The organism is Pseudomonas sp. GD03903, assembly GCF_029840045.1.
In the GTDB taxonomy this organism is placed as follows: Bacteria; Pseudomonadota; Gammaproteobacteria; order Pseudomonadales; family Pseudomonadaceae; genus Pseudomonas; species Pseudomonas pseudonitroreducens.
The window spans coordinates 72,441-96,018 of the sequence record NZ_JAOCBT010000018.1 but is presented as its reverse complement, the minus strand read 5'-3'; the positions used below and the strand labels follow the sequence as shown (position 1 = coordinate 96,018).

The 23,578-nt window shown below is 65.8% G+C and carries 19 protein-coding genes; 15 read left to right on the top strand and 4 right to left on the bottom strand.

The window, feature by feature from the left end:
* Positions 1-98: 98 nt before the first annotated feature.
* Positions 99-530, bottom strand: coding sequence for a heme-binding protein (locus N5C91_RS23885; protein WP_081518101.1), 432 nt, complete (start codon positions 528-530; stop codon positions 99-101).
* Positions 531-887: 357 nt separating this feature from the next.
* On the opposite strand from N5C91_RS23885, the gene gcl reads away from it, so the two are divergent.
* The 11 genes from gcl to N5C91_RS23830 all read left to right on the top strand — a co-directional run bounded on the left by gcl (position 888) and on the right by N5C91_RS23830 (position 15,398).
* Complete coding sequence (gene gcl / locus N5C91_RS23880) at positions 888-2,663, top strand: glyoxylate carboligase (protein ID WP_279832483.1); 1,776 nt, start codon at positions 888-890, stop codon at positions 2,661-2,663.
* Between the two features lie 132 nt (positions 2,664-2,795).
* Positions 2,796-3,578: a hydroxypyruvate isomerase gene (hyi, locus tag N5C91_RS23875; protein ID WP_279832481.1), complete on the top strand. Its 783-nt coding sequence runs from the start codon at positions 2,796-2,798 to the stop codon at positions 3,576-3,578.
* Between the two features lie 163 nt (positions 3,579-3,741).
* Positions 3,742-4,632 (top strand): 2-hydroxy-3-oxopropionate reductase, encoded by an 891-nt coding sequence (locus N5C91_RS23870; RefSeq protein ID WP_279832478.1) that lies wholly within the window; start codon positions 3,742-3,744, stop codon positions 4,630-4,632.
* 323 nt (positions 4,633-4,955) lie between these two features.
* Positions 4,956-6,227, top strand: coding sequence for a glycerate kinase (locus N5C91_RS23865; RefSeq protein ID WP_279832477.1), 1,272 nt, complete (start codon positions 4,956-4,958; stop codon positions 6,225-6,227).
* Entirely contained in the window at positions 6,224-7,654 is a 1,431-nt protein-coding gene (pyk, locus tag N5C91_RS23860; RefSeq protein ID WP_236174983.1) for a pyruvate kinase, read from the top strand. The genes N5C91_RS23865 and pyk overlap by 4 nt, the downstream gene beginning before the upstream one ends.
* A 551-nt stretch (positions 7,655-8,205) precedes the next feature.
* Positions 8,206-9,120 (top strand): urea transporter, encoded by a 915-nt coding sequence (locus N5C91_RS23855; protein WP_279832476.1) that lies wholly within the window; start codon positions 8,206-8,208, stop codon positions 9,118-9,120.
* Positions 9,121-9,153: 33 nt separating this feature from the next.
* On the top strand, positions 9,154-9,990 hold the full coding sequence (gene dapF, locus N5C91_RS23850) for a diaminopimelate epimerase (protein ID WP_279832475.1): 837 nt from the start codon (positions 9,154-9,156) through the stop codon (positions 9,988-9,990).
* Positions 9,991-10,192: 202 nt separating this feature from the next.
* Positions 10,193-11,437 (top strand): serine/threonine transporter SstT, encoded by a 1,245-nt coding sequence (gene sstT / locus N5C91_RS23845; protein WP_279832474.1) that lies wholly within the window; start codon positions 10,193-10,195, stop codon positions 11,435-11,437.
* Between the two features lie 89 nt (positions 11,438-11,526).
* Positions 11,527-12,387, top strand: coding sequence for an ion transporter (locus tag N5C91_RS23840; RefSeq protein WP_279832472.1), 861 nt, complete (start codon positions 11,527-11,529; stop codon positions 12,385-12,387).
* A 136-nt stretch (positions 12,388-12,523) separates the two neighbouring features.
* Positions 12,524-14,179, top strand: a complete 1,656-nt coding sequence (locus N5C91_RS23835) for a mucoidy inhibitor MuiA family protein (protein WP_279832471.1) — start codon at positions 12,524-12,526, stop codon at positions 14,177-14,179.
* A gap of 220 nt (positions 14,180-14,399) precedes the next feature.
* Positions 14,400-15,398 (top strand): sulfate ABC transporter substrate-binding protein, encoded by a 999-nt coding sequence (locus N5C91_RS23830; RefSeq protein ID WP_236174977.1) that lies wholly within the window; start codon positions 14,400-14,402, stop codon positions 15,396-15,398.
* Between the two features lie 43 nt (positions 15,399-15,441).
* On the opposite strand, the gene N5C91_RS23825 is transcribed toward N5C91_RS23830, so the two are convergent.
* Both N5C91_RS23825 and eutH read right to left on the bottom strand, forming a co-directional pair.
* Positions 15,442-15,798, bottom strand: a complete 357-nt coding sequence (locus N5C91_RS23825; protein ID WP_279832469.1) for a DUF1937 family protein — start codon at positions 15,796-15,798, stop codon at positions 15,442-15,444.
* Positions 15,799-15,865: 67 nt separating this feature from the next.
* Complete coding sequence (eutH, locus tag N5C91_RS23820) at positions 15,866-17,101, bottom strand: ethanolamine utilization protein EutH (protein ID WP_236174975.1); 1,236 nt, start codon at positions 17,099-17,101, stop codon at positions 15,866-15,868.
* Positions 17,102-17,471: 370 nt separating this feature from the next.
* Between eutH and N5C91_RS23815 the strand changes: the two genes are divergently transcribed.
* From N5C91_RS23815 to N5C91_RS23800, 4 genes are all read left to right on the top strand, one after another.
* Positions 17,472-18,248 carry a DeoR/GlpR family DNA-binding transcription regulator gene (locus N5C91_RS23815; protein WP_279832465.1) on the top strand — a complete coding sequence of 259 codons (777 nt, stop codon included), beginning with the start codon at positions 17,472-17,474 and terminating at the stop codon, positions 18,246-18,248.
* Positions 18,249-18,396: 148 nt separating this feature from the next.
* Positions 18,397-19,806 (top strand): NAD(P)/FAD-dependent oxidoreductase, encoded by a 1,410-nt coding sequence (locus tag N5C91_RS23810; RefSeq protein ID WP_279832463.1) that lies wholly within the window; start codon positions 18,397-18,399, stop codon positions 19,804-19,806.
* Positions 19,793-21,025, top strand: coding sequence for an FAD-dependent oxidoreductase (locus N5C91_RS23805; protein WP_279832461.1), 1,233 nt, complete (start codon positions 19,793-19,795; stop codon positions 21,023-21,025). The genes N5C91_RS23810 and N5C91_RS23805 overlap by 14 nt, the downstream gene beginning before the upstream one ends.
* Before the next feature lie 20 nt (positions 21,026-21,045).
* Positions 21,046-22,461 (top strand): glycerol kinase, encoded by a 1,416-nt coding sequence (locus tag N5C91_RS23800; protein ID WP_236174972.1) that lies wholly within the window; start codon positions 21,046-21,048, stop codon positions 22,459-22,461.
* Positions 22,462-22,466: 5 nt separating this feature from the next.
* Here the strand turns inward: N5C91_RS23800 and N5C91_RS23795 are convergent, their stop codons facing one another.
* A complete protein-coding gene (locus tag N5C91_RS23795) occupies positions 22,467-23,567 on the bottom strand; it encodes a P1 family peptidase (RefSeq protein ID WP_279832459.1) in 1,101 nt (366 codons plus the stop codon).
* Positions 23,568-23,578: the final 11 nt, after the last annotated feature.

Genomic DNA, 23,578 nt, shown 5'->3' with positions numbered 1-23,578 from the left:
TTACACCTGATACATCCGGCGCATTTGGCGGTTCGCGAGCAAGCTCGCTCCTACAAAAAAGCGCGTGGCGCGGCTTGGCGCGCCCTTCCCTTCTTCGATCAGCCCGCGTCCGCGACCAGGCCCAGCGCCTGCACACCGCGGATCGCGCATTGCTCATCGATATCCGAGACATCGCCGCTGATGCCGATGGCGCCGATCACCTCGTTGGCCGAATTGCGGATCAGCACGCCACCCGGCGCCGGCACCACATTGCCCTGCGCCAGCGTATTCACCGCGGCAATGAACGATGGGCGCTGCTGGGCATCCGCCGCCAGCACCCGCGACGATTTGCCCAGCGCCACCGCACCCCACGCTTTGCCGATGGCGATCTGCGGGCGAAGCATGCTCGCGCCGTCCTCGCGCTGCAGGCTCAGCAGGTGTCCGCCAGCGTCCAGCACGGCGATGGTCAGCGGTGCGGTGGACAGCTCGCGACTGGCCACCAGGGCGTGACGGGTGATGTCCAGTGCAGTTTCCAGACTCAGGGTGCTCATGAGGTTTTCCTCTTCAAGTTGATAAGGCAGGTCAAGGTCGATAAGCCGGGGCCGCGCCATGCACACAGATGAATGCTGCGCACACGCGTATCAGAAATCTGTACGCAATCTAGTAGCCGAAGGTCTCACCCAAAGCAACTTAAAAGGACAATATGCATCTATTTTTGTATACATTTTTTCAAACGATAGTTTGACCCTGCGTTCAGGTTTTCTCCGAAACCAGCGTAGTAGAAGGCTTTCAGAGAAAAATGACCGCTCAGTCCCTCGTATACAACCCGTCTTGACCTTCGTCGAATTGCCTGCCTAGAATCGCCTCAACTTTTGTACACAATCAGTATAAGAACCGAGGAACAAAATATGGCCAGAATGAGAGCAATCGAGGCTGCCGTACTCGTCATGCGTCGCGAAGGTGTGGATACCGCCTTCGGCGTACCGGGCGCCGCCATCAACCCCATGTACGCGGCCATGAAGAAACTCGGTGGCATCGATCACGTCCTGGCCCGCCACGTGGAAGGCGCCTCGCACATGGCCGAGGGCTACACCCGCACCAACGCCGGCAACATCGGCGTGTGCATCGGCACCTCCGGCCCGGCCGGCACCGACATGGTCACCGGCCTGTACTCGGCTTCCGCCGACTCCATCCCGATTCTCTGCATCACCGGCCAGGCTCCCCGTGCGCGCATGCACAAGGAAGACTTCCAGGCCGTGGACATCACCAGCATCGTCAAGCCGGTCACCAAGTGGGCGACCACCGTGCTGGAGCCGGGCCAGGTGCCCTACGCCTTCCAGAAGGCCTTCTTCGAAATGCGCAGCGGCCGCCCCGGTCCGGTGCTGATCGACCTGCCGTTCGACGTGCAGATGGCTGAGATCGAATTCGACATCGACGCCTACGAGCCGCTGGCGGTCAACAAGCCCAAGGCCACCCGCGCCCAGGCCGAAAAAGCCCTGGCCCTGCTCAATGACGCCGAGCGCCCGCTGCTCTGCGCCGGCGGCGGCATCATCAACGCCGACGCTTCCGACAAGCTGGTGGAATTCGCCGAGCTGACCGGCGTGCCGGTGGTCCCGACCCTGATGGGCTGGGGCACCATCCCTGACGATCACCCGCTGATGGCCGGCATGTGCGGCCTGCAGACCTCGCACCGCTACGGCAACGCCACCGTCCTGGAATCGGACATGGTGCTCGGCATCGGCAACCGCTGGGCCAACCGTCACACCGGTTCGGTCGACGTCTATACCGCTGGCCGCAAGTTCGTCCACGTGGACATCGAACCGACCCAGATCGGCCGCGTATTCACCCCGGACCTGGGTATCGTCTCCGACGCCGGCTCCGCCCTGGACGTGTTCCTCGAAGTGGCCCGCGAATGGAAAGCCGCCGGCAAGCTGAAGGACCGCAGCGCCTGGGTCGAAGCCTGCCGCGAGCGCAAGCGCACCATGCAGCGCAAGACCCACTTCGACAACGTGCCGGTCAAGCCGCAGCGCGTCTACGAAGAGATGAACGAGTTCTTCGGCAAGGACACCTGCTACGTCAGCACCATCGGTCTGTCGCAGATCGCCGGCGCCCAGTTCCTGCACGTCTACAAGCCGCGCCACTGGATCAACTGCGGCCAGGCCGGCCCACTGGGCTGGACCATTCCGGCTGCCCTGGGCGTGGTCAAGGCCGACCCGAGCCGCCAGGTCGTTGCACTGTCGGGCGACTACGACTTCCAGTTCATGATCGAAGAGCTGGCCGCCGGTGCGCAGTTCAACCTGCCGTATATCCACGTGCTGGTGAACAACTCCTACCTGGGCCTGATTCGCCAGGCACAGCGCGGCTTCGAGATCGACTACTGCGTGCAGCTGGCCTTCGACAACGTCAACGCGCCGGAGCTCAACGGCTACGGCGTGGACCACGTCGCCGTGGTGGAAGGTCTGGGTTGCAAGGCAATCCGCGTGTTCGATCCGAACCAGATCGGTGCGGCCTTCGCCCAGGCTCGCGAGCTGATGCAGCAGCACCGTGTACCGGTGGTGGTCGAGGTCATCCTGGAGCGCGTTACCAACATCTCCATGGGTACCGAGATCAACGCGGTCAACGAGTTCGAAGAGCTGGCTCTGAAAGGCGTCGACGCGCCGACTGCCATCTCGCTGCTGGACTGATAGAACCGAACGACTCCTCCCTGCGGGGAGGAGCTGGGGGTGGACATTTCCTGGCGGAGAGTCCTCCACCCCCTGCTCTCTTTCAAGAAGAAGCCGAGCACCACGCACCACCCGTTCAACAGGAGTGACCCCATGCCCCGTTTCTGCGCCAACCTGTCCATGCTGTTCACCGAGGTGGACTTCCTCGACCGCTTCGACGCCGCCGCACGAGCCGGTTTCAGCGGTGTCGAGTACCTTTTTCCGTATGACGTCGAGGCCGAGGTGATCAAGGCCCGCCTGGACGCCAACAAGCTCGAGCAAGTGCTGTTCAATTTGCCTGCCGGCGATTGGGCCAAGGGCGAGCGCGGCATCGCCTGCCACCCGGACCGCGTCGAGGAATTCCGCGCCGGTGTCGACAAGGCCATCGCCTACGCCAAGGTCCTGGGCAACACCCAGGTCAACTGCCTGGCCGGCATCCGTCCGCAGGGTTACGACTGCGCGACCATCGAAAACACCTTCCTGAACAACCTCGAGTACGCGGCCGGCAAGCTCGAAGCCGCGGGCATCAAGCTGGTCATGGAAATGATCAACACCATCGACATTCCCGGCTTCTACCTGCAGACCACCCAGCAGGCTCAGGACATCCGCGAGAAGGTCGGCAGTGCCAACCTGTTCCTGCAGTACGACATCTACCACATGCAGATCATGGAAGGTGACCTGGCGCGGACCATCGAGAAGAACCTCGCCTCGATCAACCACGTGCAGTTGGCCGACAACCCCGGCCGCCACGAGCCGGGCACCGGCGAGATCAACTACCGCTTCCTGTTCGACCACCTGGACCGCATCGGTTACCGCGGCTGGGTCGGCTGCGAATACAAGCCCAAGACCACCACCGAAGCCGGCCTTGGCTGGCTGAAGAGCCACAACGTCGTGTGACCCGACTCACTTCGTAGAATGGCGTGGAGCGCAGCGATACCCATCGACCCCGGCACCACTTGGTGATGGGTATCGCAAGCTCCACCCATCCTACGGCCTGCACATCGACTCCCTGGGTACGCGGGGAGCCGAAACCCAACAAGAACAACCAGGAGAATTCCTCATGGCCAAAATCGGATTCATCGGCACCGGCATCATGGGCCTGCCCATGGCGCTGAACCTGCAGAAAGCAGGTCACCAGATCTTCGTTTCCACCCATCACGATGCCGCTCCGGCCGAGCTGGCCAGCGGCGGCGCCGTCGCCCTGGCCAACCCGAAGGAAGTCGCCCAGGAAGCCGAGTTCATCATCGTGATGGTTCCGGACACCCCGCAGGTCGACGACGTACTGTTCCGCAAGGACGGCATCGCCGAGGGCGTGGGTCCGAACAAGGTGGTGATCGACATGAGCTCGATCTCCCCCACCGCCACCAAGACCTTCGCCGAGAAGATCAAGGCCACCGGCGCGCAGTACCTGGACGCCCCGGTCTCCGGCGGCGAAGTCGGCGCCAAGGCCGCATCCCTGAGCATCATGGTCGGCGGCTGCCCGAACACCTTCGAACGCGCCCTGCCGCTGTTCCAGGCCATGGGCAAGAACATCACCCGCGTCGGCGGCAATGGCGATGGCCAGACCGCCAAGGTGGCCAACCAGATCATCGTCGCTCTGAACATCCAGGCCGTCGCCGAAGCCCTGCTGTTCGCCGCCAAGAACGGCGCCGACCCGGCCAAGGTGCGTGAAGCGCTGATGGGCGGCTTCGCCTCCTCGCGCATCCTCGAAGTGCACGGCGACCGCATGGTCAAGGGCACCTTCGATCCGGGCTTCCGCATCAGCCTGCACCAGAAGGACCTCAACCTGGCCCTGGCCGGCGCGCGCGAACTGGGCCTGAACCTGCCCAACACCGCCAACGCCCAGCAGGTGTTCAGCACCTGCGCGGCCATCGGCGGCAGCAACTGGGACCACTCCGGCCTGATCAAGGGCCTGGAGCACATGGCCAACTTCTCCATCCGCAAGGACTGAAGAAGCACGCCCGTAGGATGGCGTGGAGCGCAGCGATACCCATCGATCCCGGCACCTCTGGGTGATGGGTATCGCAAGCTCCACCCATCCTACGAAAGCAAGGCGTAGGGCGGATAACGCCACGGCGTTATCCGCCAGCCAGAGCAAGGTGACGGGCGAGGTTATGGGAGTGGCGTCGCCCGCCATGCTGCAAAGCGACTCGAACACCCGGCCGGTGGGAATCACGGCCTTGCCGGCCGGGGTGTTCGAATCCATCGCTGAGTCTCCTTCCTCAAGGCGACTGAGCCATGGATACACCACAACAAGAATCACGGGAGCCTGTCATGAGCCTGGACCCACGCGCCTTCCTGCGCGAGCTGTTCGACACCGCCATTGCCGCCGCGCACCCGGCCCAGGTACTGGCGCAGCACCTGCCCACCGATAAAGGTGGCCGCACCATCGTCATCGGCGCCGGCAAGGCCGCCGGGGCCATGGCCGAAGTCGCCGAGCAACACTGGAACGGCCAGGTCGAAGGCCTGGTCGTCGCGCCCTACGGCTACGGCGCGCAGTGCCGCAGCATCGAAGTGGTGGAAGCCTCGCACCCGGTACCGGACGACGCCGGCGAACGCGTTGCCCGTCGCGTGCTGGAGCTCATCAGCGGCCTCTCCGAGAACGACCGGGTGATCTTCCTGCTCTCCGGCGGCGGCTCTGCCCTGCTCGCCCTGCCGGCCGAAGGCATCAGCCTCGACGACAAGCGCAGCGTGAACAAGGCACTGCTGAAATCCGGCGCCGCCATCAGCGAAATGAACTGCGTGCGCAAGCACCTCTCCGCCATCAAGGGCGGTCGCCTGGCGCGCGCCTGCTGGCCGGCCAGTGTGTACACCTACGCGATTTCCGATGTGCCCGGCGACGAAGCCACGGTAATTGCCTCCGGCCCCACCGTGGGCGACCCGACCACCTCGGCCGACGCCCTGGCGATCCTCAAGCGCTACGCCATCGAAGTCCCGGCGAACGTGCGTGCCTGGCTGGAAGACCCGCGCTCGGAAACGGTAAAGCCCGGTGACGAATGCCTGTCGCGCAGCCACTTCAAGCTGATCGCCACCCCCCAGCATGCCATCGACGCGGTAGCCGCCAAGGCGGAAGCCGCAGGCATTCCGACACTGATCCTCGGCGACCTGGAAGGCGAATCCCGCGAGGTGGCCAAGGTCCACGCCGGCATCGCCCAGCAGGTTCGCAAGCATGGCCAGCCGCTGAAGGCGCCGTGCCTGATCCTCTCCGGTGGCGAGACCACCGTCACCGTGCGCGGCAACGGCCGTGGCGGGCGCAACGCCGAGTTTCTCCTCAGCCTCACCGCCGACCTGAAAGGTGAACCGAACATCTGGGCCCTGGCGGGGGACACCGACGGCATCGACGGCATGGAAAGCAACGCCGGTGCCCTGATGAGCCCGTGCAGCTACAGCCGCGCCCTCAAGGCAGGCCTGAACCCGCTGCACGAACTGGACAACAACAACGGCTACGGCTTCTTCGCCGAACTGGGCGACCTGGTGATCACCAGACCGACCCGCACCAACGTCAACGACTTCCGCGCCATCCTGGTCCTCGAGAACGACAAATGACTCCTGACAAGAAAGTAAAAATCCTCGCGACCCTGGGCCCGGCGATCAAAAGCCGCGACGACATCCGCGCTCTGGTGGAAGCCGGCGCCAACCTGTTCCGCCTGAACTTCAGCCACGGCGAGTACAGCGACCACGCCCAGCGTTTCGCCTGGGTGCGCGAAGTGGAAGCCGAACTGAACTACCCCATCGGCATCCTCATGGACCTGCAAGGGCCGAAGCTGCGCGTGGGCCGTTTCGCCGAGGGCGCGGTGCAACTGGAGAAGGGCCAGACCTTCACCCTCGACCTCAACGACGCACCGGGCGATGCCCAGCGTGTCATGCTGCCCCACCCGGAAATCATCCAGGCGCTGGAACCGGGCATGAGCCTGCTGCTGGACGACGGCAAGATTCGCCTGCAGGTGCTCAATGCCCACAGCGATGCCATCGAGACCCGCGTGATGAACAGCGGCGAACTGTCCGACCGCAAGGGCGTCAACGTCCCCGAGGCCGTGCTCAAGCTCAGCCCGCTGACCGCCAAGGACCGCCGTGACCTGGAATTCGGCCTGGAGCTGGGTGTGGACTGGGTCGCCCTGTCCTTCGTGCAGCGCCCCGAAGACATCGAAGAAGCCCGAGCGCTGATCGGCGACAAGGCCTTCCTCATGGCCAAGATCGAGAAGCCCTCGGCAGTGCAATCCATCGAGGCCATCGCTCGCCTGTCCGACGCGATCATGGTCGCCCGTGGCGATCTGGGCGTTGAGATGCCGGCGGAAAGCGTGCCGGGCATCCAGAAGCGCATCATCCAGGTCTGCCGCCAGCTCGGCCGCCCGGTGGTGGTCGCAACGCAGATGCTCGAATCGATGCGCTTCTCCCCGGCGCCGACCCGCGCCGAGGTGACCGACGTCGCCAACGCCGTCAGCGAAGGCGCCGACTGCGTGATGCTCAGCGCCGAAAGCGCCTCGGGCCAGTACCCGCGTGAAGCGGTGGAGATGATGGCGAAGATCATCCGCCAGGTCGAAGCCGAGCCGGACTACCAGGCGACCCTGGAGATCAACCGTCCGGAGCCGGACGCCACCGTGTCCGACGCCATCAGCTGCGCGATCCGCCGGATCAGCCGCATCCTGCCGGTGGCGGTGCTGGTGAACTACACCGAGTCCGGCGCCTCGACCCTGCGCGCCTCCCGCGAGCGGCCCAAGGCACCGATCCTCAGCCTCACCCCGCAACTGAAATCCGCCCGCCGCCTGACCGTGGCCTGGGGCGTCCACTCGGTGGTCAATGCGCAGCTCGCCCATGTCGACGAGATCTGCTCCACCGCCCTGGACATCGCCCTGGCCCAGCGCATGGCGCGCCGTGGCGACACCGTGGTGATCACCGCCGGCGTGCCCTTCGGCCAGCCGGGCAGCACCAATATGCTGCGCATCGAGACGGTGGCGCCGGCGCTGGGAGCTTGATGATTTAAGGAAAAGCAAAAGCCCCTCGCCCCAACCCTGGCTGCGCGCCCCGCTCCTCAAGCGGGAGAGGGAGCTTGAACGGCAGCAGGCGAACGCCGGAGTTACCGGCAACGCCGAGCGGCCCCCTCTCCCCCTGGGAGAGGGCTGGGGTGAGGGACAGCGATCTGACAGGAGAAACACCGAGTTCAGGAGCCACGCTCGACAGCGTGCCTCCGCACCGAGTCACTCCCGGACGGACGGGGCCGGGAATACGGGGCCGCGTCCCCGTCCGTCCGGGTTTGACCTTGCTACTGAGTGCTTCAGCAGCAGAAACATGAGCACCGAATGCTTGTCGGTCCATGGCCCCCACGCAGCAACTCCCAATGCTGGCCATGGAACTTTGAGGCTGTTGGCGGCGATCCCGCCGGCAGCCTCTTTTCTTTTTCCACCCCCGTGGCGCGGCCCCGTATGGCGGCGTCACACAATGCTCACGCACTGCTCGTCGATGGGGCCACGACGCCCCACACCTAGCGAAGCGCTGCGGAGCCCCATTCAACCTGCCCTGTATCCCCATGCACCTGAACCCCCTCTCCTGGAAACATCAGCTCCGCACCCGGCTGATCGGCTTCGGCCAGATCTACCTGCAGGCCGACGCCCGTTTCGGCCTGATCCTGCTGCTGACCATTGCCTGGGCCGCACCGCAGCTACTGCCCGGCGCCTTGCTCGGCGCTCTGCTCGGCCCGCTCACTGCGCGCTTCGTGCGCGAGCCGCAGGCCGACATCGACGCCGGCCTGCACGACTACAACCCGATCCTCATCGGCCTGCTGCTGCCCTTCGTGTTTCAGTGGTCGCTGGGGTTGGTGATGCTGACCATCGCCGCCATCCTCTCCATCGTGGCGGTGCAGGCCGTGCTGCTGCGCCAGTCACGCCAGCGCTTCGGTCTGCCGGCCTATACCTCGGCCTTCGTGCTGCTGGGCTGGGTGTCGGTGACGCTGGGCCAGGCCCTTGGCTTAGCGCCGGCGGCCGCGACCGCCTGCCTGTCCTGCGGCACGGTGAACCCGTTGCTGGATTCGACGACGCTGGGCTTCGGCGAGGTGATCTTCCTCGGCGAACCGCTCGCCGGCCTGACCATCGCCCTCGGCCTGCTCCTGGCGGATCGTCGCGCCGCGTTCTGGGCGCTGGTCGGCGCCGCGGGCGCCTTGGCCATCGCGCCGCTGTTCGGCCTGCCTGCCGCCTCCGCTGAGGCCGGGCTGCTCGGGTTGAACGGCGCACTGGCCGGGATCGCCCTGGCGCTGCGCTTCCGCAGCCCCCTGGCGCCATTGTGCGGCATCCTCCTGGCGGTGCTGCTGCAGCCATGCTTTGCGCTGGTCGGCCTGCCCGCCTTCACCGCGCCCTTCATCCTTGCCTGCTGGCTGGTGATCCTCGGCCTGCGCGTGCTGGATGCGCTGCTGAGCCAGGGAACGGAGCGCACCGGGCCGCGTGTATAGTCGGGGCCTCCCCACTGGCGACGGACCGCGACCATGCACTTCGTGAAATACCAGGCTTTGGGCAATGACTATCTGGTGTACGCCGGCAAGGCACCCTTTGCCCTGACGTCGGCGCAGATCGGCCGGGTCTGCGACCGCCACTTCGGCATCGGTTCCGACGGCATCCTGCTGGCGAATCACAGCGACAGCGCCTTCGGCCTGCGCATCCTCAACCCGGACGGCTCCGAAGCGGAGAAGAGCGGCAACGGCCTGCGCATCTTCTCCCGCTATTTATGGGACTGCGGACTGGTTGCCGGACAGCCGTTCGACATCGTCACCGCCGGCGGCACCGTTACCAGCCAGGTGTTCGACGAGGGCCGCAGCGTGGAGGTTTCCATGGGCCGCGCCGAGTTCGCCTGTGCACGGATTCCGGTACTGATCGATGCCCCCGAGGCATTGGACTATCCACTGGAAGTCGACGGCATGTCGCTGAAGATCAACGCCATTTCCATGGGCAATCCGCACTGCGTGGTCTTCGTCGAACAGACCAGCCCCGAGCTGGCCCGCCGTCTTGGTCCGCTGCTGGAAAACCACCCGCTGTTCCCCCGCCGCAGCAACGTGCAGTTCGTCCAATGGCTCGCTCGCGATGCGCTGCGCGTGGAAATCTGGGAGCGCGGCGCCGGCTACACGCTGTCGTCAGGTACCAGCAGCTGCGCGGCCGCCTCGGTGGCACGCCGGCTCGGCCTGTGTGACGAGAAGATCGAACTGCACCTGGCCGGCGGGCTGCTGCAGATCCGCGTCGACGATCACTGCCAGGTGACCATGCGCGGCGCCGTGCAGCGGGTCGCCGGTATCGACCTGGACCCTGAGTCCTTCGCCGACCTCGGCTGACAGCCACTTTTCCCCAAGTGACCGGCATGGATCAATGCCGGCTCGCGCCTGGCCGTCCAGACTCGCCCAGACACCTGAAGAAGCCCAACCTGACCGATCAATCGACGGATAGCCGCGCATTCGCCGCCCTCAGACGGCATAATCCGCGCCCTTTCGCACCCGGCCCACCGGGGCGATCCCACTTCCAGCAGCGAACGATGTCATGACGCTTCCAACTCCCACCCTCCTGCAGCGGCTCAAGGGCACCAGCCTGGTCCTGCGGATCTTCATCGGCATGCTCTGCGGCATCGCCCTCGCGGTGCTCTGGCCGCAAGGCGCGGTCGCGGTCAGCCTGCTCGGCAAACTGTTCATCTCCGCCCTGAAGGCCGTGGCGCCAGTACTGGTCCTGGTGCTGGTGATGGCCTCCATCGCCAACCACAAGCAGGGCCAGCGCACCCACATCCGGCCGATCCTGCTGCTGTACCTGATCGGTACCTTCTCGGCAGCGGTGGTCGCGGTGATCGCCAGCTTCACGTTCCCCTCCACCCTGGTGCTGAGCGCGCCGACCAGCGAACTGGCGCCGCCCGGTGGCATCGGTGAAGTCATGCGCGCCCTGCTGTTCAGCGTCACCACCAACCCGGTGAAGGCGCTGCTGGAAGCCGACTTCATCGCCATCCTCGCCTGGGCCATCGGCCTGGGCATCGCGCTGCGCCACGCTCGCCAGAGCACCCGCGACCTGCTCGATGACATGGCAGGCGGCGTGACCCTGATCGTCCGCGTGGTAATCGCCTTCGCCCCTCTGGGCATCTTCGGCCTGGTGACCGGCACCATCGCCGAATCCGGCTTCGACGCGTTGCTCGGCTACCTGCACCTGCTGGCCGTGCTGCTGGGCTGCATGCTGTTCGTGGCGCTGGTGGTCAACCCGCTGATCGTCTTCAGCAAGATCCGCCGCAACCCCTATCCGCTGGTGCTGCTGTGCCTGCGCGAAAGCGGCATCACCGCCTTCTTCACCCGCAGCTCGGCAGCCAACATCCCGGTCAACCTGCAACTGTGCGAACGCCTGGGCCTGCACGAGGACACCTACTCGGTGTCGATCCCGCTGGGCGCGACCATCAACATGGCTGGCGCCGCCATCACCATCAGCGTGCTGACGCTGGCGGCGGTGCACACCTTAGGGATAGCCGTGGACCTGCCCACAGCCATACTGCTCAGCGTGGTCGCCTCGGTCTGCGCCTGCGGCGCGTCCGGCGTGGCCGGCGGCTCGCTGCTGCTGATCCCGCTGGCCTGCGGCCTGTTCGGTATCTCCAGCGAAGTGGCGATGCAGGTGGTGGCGGTCGGCTTCATCATCGGCATCCTCCAGGACTCGGCCGAGACCGCGCTGAACTCTTCCACCGACGTGCTGTTCACCGCTGCGGCCTGCATCGCCGAGGGCGACGTGGACGAACCCTCGGCAGGCGAACGCGCCTGACCGGGCCTTCCCAGACGCGGACCGGGGTGGCTGCGGCCACCCCGGCGCATCTCGGCTAAGGTGTCTGAATCGCCTCTGCGGATTCCCCCATGGCCGACTCTCCCAACTGGCGCCAGCGTCTCTACGTCATCATCTTCCAGTCCGACACCATCGCCGGACGGCGCTTCGACAGTGCGCTGCTGGTGTTCATCCTCGCCAGCCTGCTGGTGGCCTTCCTCGACAGCGTCGGACGCATCCACCAGCAATTCGGCAGCCTGCTCAGCGGTGTCGAATGGTTCATCAGCGGGTTGTTCCTGATCGAATACCTGCTGCGCCTGTACTGCTCGCCCAAACCACTGCGCTATGCCTTGAGCTTCTACGGGCTGATCGATCTGCTGGCAGTGCTGCCCGGCGTCATCGCGCTGTTCTATCCCGATGCCCAGTACCTGCTGGTGGTGCGCGTGGTACGGCTGCTGCGCATCTTCCGCATCCTCAAGCTGCGCCAGTACCTGCGCCAGGCCGATTTCCTGCTCACGGCACTGCGCGGCAGCCGGCAGAAGATCACCGTGTTCTTCCTCTCGGTAATGAGCCTGGTGACGGTGTTCGGCTCGCTGATGTACGTAGTCGAGGGCCCCGAGCACGGCTTCACCAGTATTCCGCGCAGCATCTACTGGGCCATCGTCACCCTGACCACCGTGGGCTTCGGCGACATCACCCCGAAAACGCCGCTGGGCCAGGCCATCGCCAGCCTGGTGATGCTCACCGGCTATTCGATCATCGCCGTGCCCACCGGCATCTTCAGCGCCGAGCTGCACAACGCCATGCGCCCGGAGCACCCGCCGGGGCAACTGGACAAGCCCTGCCCGGCCTGCGCCAAAGGCAGCCACGAGGCCGCCGCAGCGTTCTGCTCGCGCTGCGGCAATCCCCTGTTTCCACGGGCAGACGACAGCGCCCGGGCCGAGACCGAATGACCGTTCGTCGCCGGTAACGGCATGACTGCCAGCAAGGCCAACCCGTTGTTCGTGTTCCCCTCGTCACAAGCAGCATGGACGGACGCCATCGTGGTGCTCCGCCGTGCCGGCCGCCCTTCAGGCCCGAGGTGAGCACATGCCCTTCCGATTCCACCCACTGATCCTGGCAATGGCCGGCGCGCTGGCCAGCACCCCGCTGCTGGCCGCCCCGCAGGTGGCCGACAGCCGTATCAGCGCAGTGACCGTCTACACCGACCGCGCCATCGTCACCCGCACCGCCACCCTGCAGCTGCCCGCTGGCCAGCACGAGATCGCCCTCGAACAGTTGCCCCTGCGCATCGACGACAACAGCCTGCAGGCTTCGCTCAGCGCCAGCGCCGCCGCGACCTTGCTCGACGTCAGCAGCGCCCCGCAGGTATCGCCGCCCTCGGAGGACAATCGCCTGCAGCAACTGGACGCGCAGCTGCGCGACATCGAACGGCAGGAACGCGAGATCAGCGACCGCGGCAGCGTGCTGGAAAACCAGAAGCAGTTCCTCGCCGACATCCAGGCCAGCAGTACCAAGCCAGGCAAGAACCAGGCGCTGCCGAGCATCGACGAACTGAAGAATCTCCTGCAGATGAGCGAGGGAAACCTGGGCCGTATCCTCGACGAGCAGCGCAAGCTCGACCAGCAGAGCGAGGAACTGCAGCAGCGCAGGCAGGAGCTGGAAAACCAGCGCAGCCACCTGGCCGGCGACGGCACCCACTACAAGCGAGCCATCCTCCGCGTGGCGCTGGAGAAGCCCGCGCAGGTCCGCCTGCAGCTCAGCTACACGCTCTACGACGCCTCCTGGCGCCCGGCCTACGACGCCCGCCTGCGCGACGGCGAGGACAAGATCGAGATGAGCTACCAGGGCATCGTCCGGCAGAGCAGCGGCGAGGACTGGACCAACGTCGACCTCACCCTGTCCACCGCGCGCCCCAACCTGGGCAGCAGCGTGCCGGCGCTTTCGCCGTGGTTCGTCGACACCTTCGATCCGCGCACGGCACTGGCCGCCAGGCCCGCTCCGGCACCCGCCGCGCCGATGATGGCGATGGAAGCGAAGAAGGCCCAGCGCTTCGTCGCGGACGAGCAGGCCGTGGCCGGCTCACTGGCGGAAATGCCGGTTGCCGTCGCCGAAGTCAGCGCTGCCACCACCAGCGCCTCCTTCCATATCCCGACCCGCGCCACGCTGAACAGCGACGGCAGCTCGCAGAAGGTATCCATCGCCCAGTTCAAGCTGCCGGCGACCTTCCGCTACCTCGCCACGCCTTCGTTGCGCGAAGCCGCCTACCTGCAGGCCGACACCCGCAACGCCAGCGACTATCCGCTGCTGCCCGGCACACTCAACACCTATCTGGGTAACACCTTCGTCGCCAGCGGCCAACTGCGCGCGGTGATGCCGGGCGAGACCTTCGAGCTGGCCCTGGGCGGCGACGAGGCAATGTCGATCAAGCGCAAGCTGGTCAACCGCTACACCGACTACACCGGCCTCACTGGCGGCCGCAAGCGCGTCACCTACGAGTTCCGCATCGATGCGCAGAACAACCACAAGAGTGAGCAGCGCCTGCAGTTCAAGGACCAGTTGCCAGTCTCGCGCAACGAACAGATCAAGGTGGCGCTGCTGGAGCCCGAAGGCCAGGCGATCGCCCGCGAGGACGACGGCAAGCTGCTGTGGGACTGGCAACTGAAGCCGGGCGAGAAACGCAGCACGACCCTCAAGTTCAGCGTCGAGTATCCCAAGGAGCTGGAAGTCAGCGGGCTGGACTGAGCCCTGCACTGCAGCCATTGCCCGGCCGGCCTGCTAGGCTGCCGGGTAACCGCTCTCGGCATGGGGGCAGCAAGCACGGCGCCAGGGGCGCGGGGAAAGCGCCCCGCAGGGAGCTTGCCAACCCCAGTCCCCGCATAAGCAAATAGCCTTTAAGTATTTAAGTGGCATATAACCTGTCGGCATAATCGACACCCAACATCACTGCCAAAAGGAACTGCTCGTGAAACGTCTGTTCAGCGCCTCGCTGCTGGCCGCCGGCCTCGCCCTGGCCTCCACCGCCCAGGCCGCCCAGCCCCTGCTCAACGTCTCCTACGACGTGATGCGCGACTTCTACAAGGACTACAACGCCGCCTTCCAGAAGCACTGGCAGGCCGAGAAAGGCGAGAAGATCACCATCCAGATGTCCCACGGCGGTTCCAGCAAGCAGGCGCGCGCCGTGATCGACGGCTTGCCGGCCGACGTCATCACCATGAACCAGGCCACCGATATCGACGCCCTCGCCGACAATGGCGGGCTGGTGCCGAAGGACTGGGCCACTCGCCTGCCCAACGACAGCGCGCCGTTCACCTCCGCCACCGTGTTCATCGTGCGCAAGGGCAACCCCAAGGGCCTGAAGGACTGGAACGACCTGGTGAAGCCGGGCATACAGGTCGTGGTGCCGAACCCGAAGACCTCGGGCAACGGCCGCTACACCTACCTCTCCGCCTGGGGCTACGCGCAGAAGCACGGCGCGGATGAAGCCAAGGCCAAGGAATTCGTCGCCCAGCTGTTCAAGAACGTCCCGGTGCTGGATACCGGCGGCCGTGCGGCAACCACTACCTTCATGCAGAACCAGATCGGCGACGTGCTGGTGACCTTCGAGAACGAAGCCGAGATGATCGCCCGCGAGTTCGGCCGTGGCGGCTTCGAAGTGGTCTACCCGAGCGTCTCCGCCGAAGCCGAGCCGCCGGTGGCCGTGGTCGACAAGGTGGTCGACAAGAAAGGTACCCGCGCCGAGGCCGAGGCCTACCTGAAGTACCTGTGGTCCGACGAAGGCCAGACCATCGCGGCGAACAACTACCTGCGCCCGCGCAATCCGGAAGTGCTGGCCAAGTTCTCCGACCGCTTCCCGAAGGTGGACTTCTTCTCTGTAGTGAAGACCTTCGGTGACTGGCGCACCGTGCAGAAGACCCACTTCGCCGACGGTGGCGTGTTCGACCAGATCTACACCCCGAACTAAGCCGGATACATCGGGAGCGGCCAGCCGCTCCCGATGCGCGCCATCAGCGGAACTCGTTCTGCACCTCGCTCCACAGACTTACCCGCCGACCACGCTCCTCGAAGAATTCGATTTCCCGACGGATGCCCGCGCTCTGCTCCCAGCCTTCCAGATCCAGCACCACCAGCTCCCCGAGCACCTCCATGAAGAAGCTATCGACCGGCGCCCACATCTTGCCGATGGCCGCCCTGTCCAGCTCCGGCAAACAGCCATTGATCGGGTGGGACATGGATACCTGGCTGTAGACCGCGTGACCGGCCTTGACCATGGCGGCGGCCACCTCGTTGCAGGCGGCGAAGCGCCCCTGGACAACGTCAGCGTCCGCGTGACTGTAGGGGCAGGCTAGAAAGATCTTGCGCATGAATAACCTCGTGCAATGAAAACGGCCCGCGCTGCTCAGCGCAGCGCGGGCCTTGGGGAAAATCGACTCAGACGGCGGGCAGCTTGCCGTCGACCAGCTGTTCCGGCTCCGCTTCCTGCAGGGCGTAGCGCTGGGCGGCCGGAACGGAAATCTTGATCGCGATGAACACCGCAAACAGTCCGCCAAACAGCTTGCCCAGCAGGATCGGCAGAATCAGCGTGGGCTGGAAGTTGGCGGTGAAGGCCAGGTGGTCGCCGATGGTGGCCTGGGCGCAGACCCCAAGCGCCACGCAAAGCACCTTGTCGCGCGCGTTCATGTACTTGAACAGGTGGTAGGTGGCGATGATGTTGGCCAGCACCATGACGAACCCGGTTGCGCCGATGCGCGTCAGGTCCAGCTGCCGCCCGAGCACTTCCATGGGCCGCCGGCAATAACGCTGGAACAGGTAGCAGATGGGGAACGTGCCGGCGAGCATGATGCCGATATAGCCGGCGATCTCGATTGCACGGATCAATTCCTTCTGGTCAGCGAACATCGGGTCGAAGCCCCAACCGCCGAACACCTTGGTAAACACCCCGGTGAAATGCTCGACGATGGACAGCGCCAGGGCGATCTTGATGAACGCGTCCATGACCTTGCCGAACACCAGGAAGCCGGTGACCATCATGTTCGCCCGGTACTTCAGGCCGGCTGCCAGCAGGAAGCAGAAGACGAACAGCGGCGCCAGCAGCTTGAGCATGCCGACCAGGTCCAGCGCCAGATAATGCGTGGCGACCGTGGACGTGGAGACCAGTTCGCGCACCGGCAGGTTGCCCAGGGTAATCAGCAGCAGCGACGCCAGCACCGCGAAGGGAATGCTGATCAGCCCTGCCATCGCGCCCAGCGCCAGGTACTTGTGGTCCTTGCGCTCGAGCATCGTCAGGCCCACCGGAATGAGGTAGACGATCGTCGCGCCCGAGGTGTAGCCCACCAGCATGGCGGTAATCCACATGTCGCGATTGGCCGTCAGGGCATCGGCCAGCTGATACCCCCCCATGTCTACCGCGATGATCGACAGCGCGGCAATCGAGACGTCCGACCCCAGGGCCTGGAAGAACGGCCCCAATACATGGGAGATCACCTTCGACAGATACGGGATCGCGACCATGATGCCGGCCTGAGCCAGGAATACCGGGCCGATGGAGTGGATACCGTTGACGAACTCGCGCCCCAGCCCGCTTTCCGGCCGCAGGATAGAAGCGAGCGCCCCGATCACCGCGCCGAGCATGATCAGGTAAATCACATAATTTCCGAACTCGGCCATCTGCCGTGCTCCCCTTATTCAGCCTTGAATGCGGTGTGGTACCGCTGTTGATCGAACACCGATGCGCTTGGGCGTTCCCGCCCTTGCCTCTGCGCATCTCCTGTTCGCACGGGTCGTGCCAATGCTTGGTTTTTGTGTTGATTTGAAGTTTTAAACTGCCTAAATTGTCATAAAAACCACAGACGGCCGCTTCCGCGTATTACTCGGAAAAGCCCTAACCGCCTGTGGGATTGGTTTTCCATTCGTTCAGAAAGCAGCCCCGGCAAACCTCATCCGGTCCATGCTGCGATTATCCCGGCGCCCTCAAGGTGTGCCTTGGTAACAATCGCCGCCCCGGCAGGTGGCACGGCGACAACCCGGAGACTGGCGCATGCGCCCCAATGAAAGACGGCAACAGATCCTTGAACTGCTCCGCCAGCGCGAGCGCATCTCGGTGGATGAACTGGCGCGGATTCTGGCCACCTCGCAGGAAACCATCCGCCGCGACCTCGGCGAGCTCTCCGCTACCGGACAAGTCAGCAAATTCCACGGTGGCGCCGCCCTGCCTCCCAGCGGCGAACACGAGAACGCGTTCCAGACCCGGCTGAACGAGCACGCCCAGGAAAAGCGCACCGTGGCCCGCTACGCCGCGGGATTGTTCGCTCCGGGCGACAGCATCTTCATCGACACGGGCACCACCACCCTGCTGTTCGGCCGCGAACTGGCGCGCCTCAACCGCATGACGGTGATCACCAACTCGCTGCTGATCGCCAACGAGGCCAGCGCCTCCGGCAACCGGGTGTTCATGATCGGTGGCGAGTTCCGCCCGGAATCGCAGCAGAACGTCGGCGCACTGGCCCTGGAGCAGATCAGCCGATTCAACGCCGAACATGCGGTGATTACCATTGGCGCCCTGGACTGTGATGGTGCCATGGACTTCTCCATCGAAGAGGCGGAGGTCGCCCGCGCCATGATCGGTCAGGTACGCAGCCTGACCGTGATCGCCGACTCGTCGAAACTGGGACGCCGCGCACTGTTCAAGGTGTTCCCCCTGAGCCGGATCGACCGCCTGGTGGTGGACCGCGCACCGACCGGGGAGCTCCTTGAGGCCCTGCAGGAGGCCGGCGTGGAAGTCCACGTGCCGCCGGTGCGCAACCCACTCGACTGATGCCCCTGCGAAAGCGTCCGCCGGATCAGCTGTTGACTGAGTCAAAATTAAAAGCCACATTAAAACAACAGATTTCCAACATTAATTTTGACTAAACAGGTAACAAACCTTCAAAAAATGGAGTGTTACCTTAGGAAACAGCAATAAAATGACCGAATCCGCGGTAAAGGACGACGCTCCCTTTGATATCGCCGTGATCGGCGGTGGCGTGGTGGGATGCGCCATGGCTCGCCGCTTCACGCTGGAAGGCGCGCGGGTCGTGCTGGTGGAGCGCGGTGCCGACATCCTCTCCGGCGCCAGCAAGGGCAACAGCGCGATACTCCATACCGGATTCGATGCCCCGCCTGGCAGCGTCGAACTGGCCTGCATGCGGGAAGGGTACCGGGAGTACCTCGAGATCCACCGGCAGTTGAACCTTCCGCTGCTGGAAACCGGCGCCCTGGTGGTGGCCTGGAGCGAAGAGGACCGTGCCCGGCTCGAGTCGATAGTGGCCCAGGCCCACGCCAACGGCGTGGCCGATACCAGGCTGATCGACCGCACGGAGCTGCGCGCCTATGAACCCGCGCTGGCGGCAAGCGCATTGGCCGCGGTGCGCGTCCCCGGCGAGCATCTGATCGACCCCTGGTCTGCGCCACTCGCCTACCTGCGCCAGGCGCTCGCCCACGGCGCCCAGGTGCGCCTGGGAACGGAAATTCTCGCAGGCGAATTCGACGGCGAGTACTGGACGCTGCGAGCAGCAACCAGCAGCCTGCGCGCACGGACAGTCATCAACTGCGCCGGCCTGTTCGGCGACACCCTGGAGCAGCGCCTGCTGGGCGAGGCGTCGTTCAGCATCCACCCGCGCAAGGGCCAGTTCGTGGTGTACGACAAGGCTGCCGCACAGCTGATCGGCCACATCATCCTGCCGGTGCCCAACGAGCGCACCAAAGGCATCGTCTTCACCCGCACCATCTTCGGCAACCTGCTGGTCGGCCCGACGGCCGAGGAGCAGGACGACCGCGTGCATGCCGGGCTGGACACGCAGACGCTGCAGCAGTTGATGGACGCCGCCCAGGAGCGCATCCCCGGGCTCGCCGGCATGCCAGTCACCGCGACCTACGCCGGGCTGCGGCCCGCCAGCGACAAGAAGGAGTACCGCATCCGCCAGGTGCGCGAACGCAACTGGATCACCGTCGGCGGCATCCGCTCCACCGGGTTGACCGCCGCACTGGGCATTGCCTGGCACATCCACCGGCTGTACGCCGAGGAACAGACACACACGCCCCTGGAAAACCTCCAGTGGCCGCAAATGCCCAACCTCGCCGAACACCTGCCGCGCGACTGGCAACGACCCGGCTACGGGGAAATCGTCTGCCACTGCGAGATGGTCACCGAACGGGAAATCCGTGAAGCACTCGATGCCCCGCTGCCCCCCGGCGACTTCGGCGGGCTGCGCCGGCGCACACGTGCCTGCATGGGACGCTGCCAGGGGTTCTACTGCAACGCCCGGGTGGCCGAACTGAGCGCCGGACACCTCGCCACTCCACTCGCCACCGGGACCTGCCATGAGCCGCACTGAGACTACCGACGTCGCCATCATCGGCTCGGGCCCCGCCGGCCTGGCCGCCGCCACCGAACTCAAGCGCCTGGGAGTCGCCCGCGTCAGCGTCTTCGAACGCGAAGGAGAAGCCGGCGGGATACCCCGGCATTGCGCCCATCCGCCGTTCGGCCTGCGCGAGCATGGCCGCCTGCAGACCGGCCCGGCCTATGCACGCTTCAACGTGGAAAGCGCGCGGCGCGCCGGCGTGGACATCCATCTGCGCCACAGTGTGGTCAACCTGGGCCTGCAGGGTCAGCTCGAAATAGCGACCCCGGACGGCCCGCTGACAGTCCATGCCAAGCGTGTACTGCTGGCCACCGGGGCCCGGGAAACCCCGCGCTCGGCACGCCTGCTGGGCGGCGACCGGCCTGTGGGAGTGATCAATACCGGGGCGCTGCAATCCTACCTTTACCTGCAAGGGCTCAAGCCCTTCGAGCGCCCGCTGATCGTCGGCACCGAACTGGTCAGTCTGTCGGCGGTGATGAGTTGTCGACGCGCCGGCATCCGCCCGGTGGCAATGATCGAAGCGCGCCAGCGCCCCACGGTGCGCTGGCCGATGGGCCTGTTCCCCCGCCTGTGCGGCGTGCCGATGCATTTTGGCTGCGAGCTGCTGGATATCCAGGGCACCACGCGTGTGGAGTCGGCACGCATACGCCTGGCCGACGGCAGCATTCGGCAGATCGACTGCGACGGTGTGCTGCTGAGCGGACGCTTCACCCCGGAAGCCAGCCTGGTGCGAATGAGCCACCTGCACCTGGACCCCGCCAGCGGCGGTCCGAGCATCGACCAGTTCGGCCGCTGTTCGGACTCCAGCTACTTCGCGGCTGGCAACCTGCTCCGGCCGATCGAGACCGCAGGCTGGTCGTACCGCGAAGGCAAGCGCATCGCCCAATTGATCGCCAGCGATCTGCTGCAGTCGCTCCCAGCGCCTTGCGAGCCGATTACCGTGAAGTGTGCCGCGCCCCTGCGACTCTGTGTGCCGCAGCGCCTGCTGTGCAGTGACACGCCCGGCATGGAGCAGTTGCAATTACGCGTGGAACGGGCGGTCAGCGGCCAGTTGCAGGTACGCCTGGATGGCCGCGAAATCTGGCGCCGGCAGCTTTCCTGCCTGCCCGAGCGACGCCTGCTGATACCGCTGCGCGAACTTGCGCTGACACCGGGCGCGCAGCGCCTCGATATCGCCTTCCTCCCCAGCTGACCGCCACCCGAGACAGCCTCATGCACATTGCAGCCCTTGACCAGGGAACCACCAGCACCCGCGTCCTGGTTACCACTCAGGACGGTTCCGCGGATATCCACCTGTCGCTTCGCCATCAGCAACACCATCCACATCCCGGCTGGGTCGAACATGACCCGCTGGAACTGCTGGCCAACCTGCAACGCTGCCTGGAGGCCGCCGGGCCGGTCGATGCCATCGGCCTGGCCAATCAGGGCGAAAGCTGCATGGCCTGGGATGCCGTCAGCGGAGAGCCGCTGTCGCCCCTGATCGTCTGGCAGGACAACCGCACCACCGGGCACATCGAGCAGCTACGCGCCCAGGGTGGCGAAGCCCTGACCCTCGAACGCGCCGGGCTGCCGCTGGATGCCTACTTCTCAGCCAGCAAACTGGGCTGGATCCTCGACAACCTGCCCGCCGCTCGCCAGGCGCTAAGCGCCGGAAGGCTGCGTCTGGGAACCAGCGATGCCTGGTTCCTCGATCGCCTGGCCGGAGTCTATGCCACGGATGTGACCACGGCGTCGCGCACCAGCCTGATGAACCTCGCCAGCGGCCAGTGGGACCCGGACCTGTGCGCCCTGTTCGGCGTGCCCATCGAAGCCCTGCCGGAGATTCGCGACACCGTCGGGCACTTCGGCGAAATCGGCGTGACCCCGGTCACCGCCTCGGTCGTGGACCAGCAGGCCTCCCTCTATGGCCACGGCTGCCGTCAGCCGGGCGACGCGAAGATCACCTTCGGCACCGGTGCCTTCGCCCTGACGCTCAGCGGCGAGCGCATCATCCGCTCACCGGAGAATGGCCTGCTCGCCACCATTGCCTGGCAGATCGACGGCAAACCCGTGTATGCCATGGACGGCGGCGTTTACGACGCCAGCGCGGCCGTCGAATGGGCCGGCCGACTGGGACTGTTCAGCGACTTCTCGGAACTCGCCGGGTTCGACCAACCGGCCGCCATCAGTCGTGGGCTGGCCTTTGTCCCCGCGCTGTCCGGGCTCGCCTGCCCGCACTGGGATCGCAGCGCCGGCGCACTGTGGCTGGGAATGAACGCCGCCACCACACGCCAGGACATGTGCCAGGCCCTGCTCGAAGGGGTAGCCCTGCGTAGCGCGGAGGTGATCAGCGCCATGGACGGGTTCCTCACCGTGACCGACCGCCTGTCAATCGACGGTGGTCTCGCCCGCAGCCCCTATTTCGCCCAGTTCCTGGCCGACATCCTGCAGCGCCACATAGTCACCCAGCGCTTCGACGAACTCACCGCGTTTGGCTGCGCCGCCCTGGCGGCGCGCGGCATGGGCATCGAGCTGAAGCCGCCGCGCAATACCTGCACCGAGTTCCGCCCGCGCATCGATGGCGCCACGGCAAGCCAATGGCAGGCGCGCTTCAGCGAGGCCATCGGGCGCAGCCGCGGCTGGCGCTGAGCGCCTCAGCCACGCCGCCACCCGGCCTCGCGTAGCGCCGCCAGCAAGCGCTCGCTGGTCAGCGCCGGCACCAGCACGCCGTCATCGCTGCGCATGTCCTTGCCGGCCAGCAGCACGTTGACGATGGCCTCTTCCACCGCCTCGGCGGCGGCGGCGAACAGTGGCGAGATGTGGTCGTTGTTGACCATCTCCAGGGCCGTGGCGAAAGGCAGGTTCTTGCGCCCGTAGTCCGCCGGCGGCAGGTCGCGGTTGCCGGTGGCGAAGGCGAGGAAGATGTCGCCGCTGGAGTCGTCGGTCCCGCCGCCGGTGCGGGCGATTCCCAGCGAAGCACGTTGCGCCAGGCGCTGGCACTGGTGCGGCAGCAGAGGCGCATCGGTGGCGAGAATCACCACGATGGAGCCCATGCCCGGCGTACCCTGCTCCGCGAAGGGCGACGGCAGGTCGCCCAGGTGGCGGCCGACCGGGTAGCCATCCACCCGCAGTTCGCGGCGCTGGCCGTGGTTGGCCTGCACCAGCGCGCCCACCGTCCAGCCCCCCTGCTCCGCCGGCAACTTGCGCGAGGCCGTGCCGATGCCACCCTTGAACTCGTGGCAGATCATCCCCGTGCCGCCGCCCACCGGGCCTTCCCGCACCGGGCCGGACTCGGCGGCGGCCAGCGCTTCACGCACCTGCTCGGCACCGACGTGCTGGCCCCAGATGTCGTTGAGCAGCCCGTCGTAGGTTTCCATCACCACCGGCATGCACCAGTAGATGGACGGGTCGGCCAGTTCGGCATGCTCGGCGGCGATCAGCGCATCGCGCACCGTGCCCACGCTGTGGGTGTTGGTGATGGCGACGGGGGTGGTCAGCAGCCCCGCCTCGCGAATCCACTCAAGCCCGGTGGCGTCGCCGTTGCCATTGAGCACATGGCAGCCGGCAAAGCAGGGTTGCTGCCGCGCTGCGCCATCGCGCGGCTGGACCACCGTGACCCCGGTGCGCACGGCGCGACCATCGCGCTCGCCGATCAAGGTGCTGTGGCCGACGCGGATACCGGGAACATCGGTGATGGCGTTGAACTCGCCGGGGGTGCCCAGGCCGAGGGTGATGCCGAGTTGACGAGCGCGCATGCTGTCTCCTT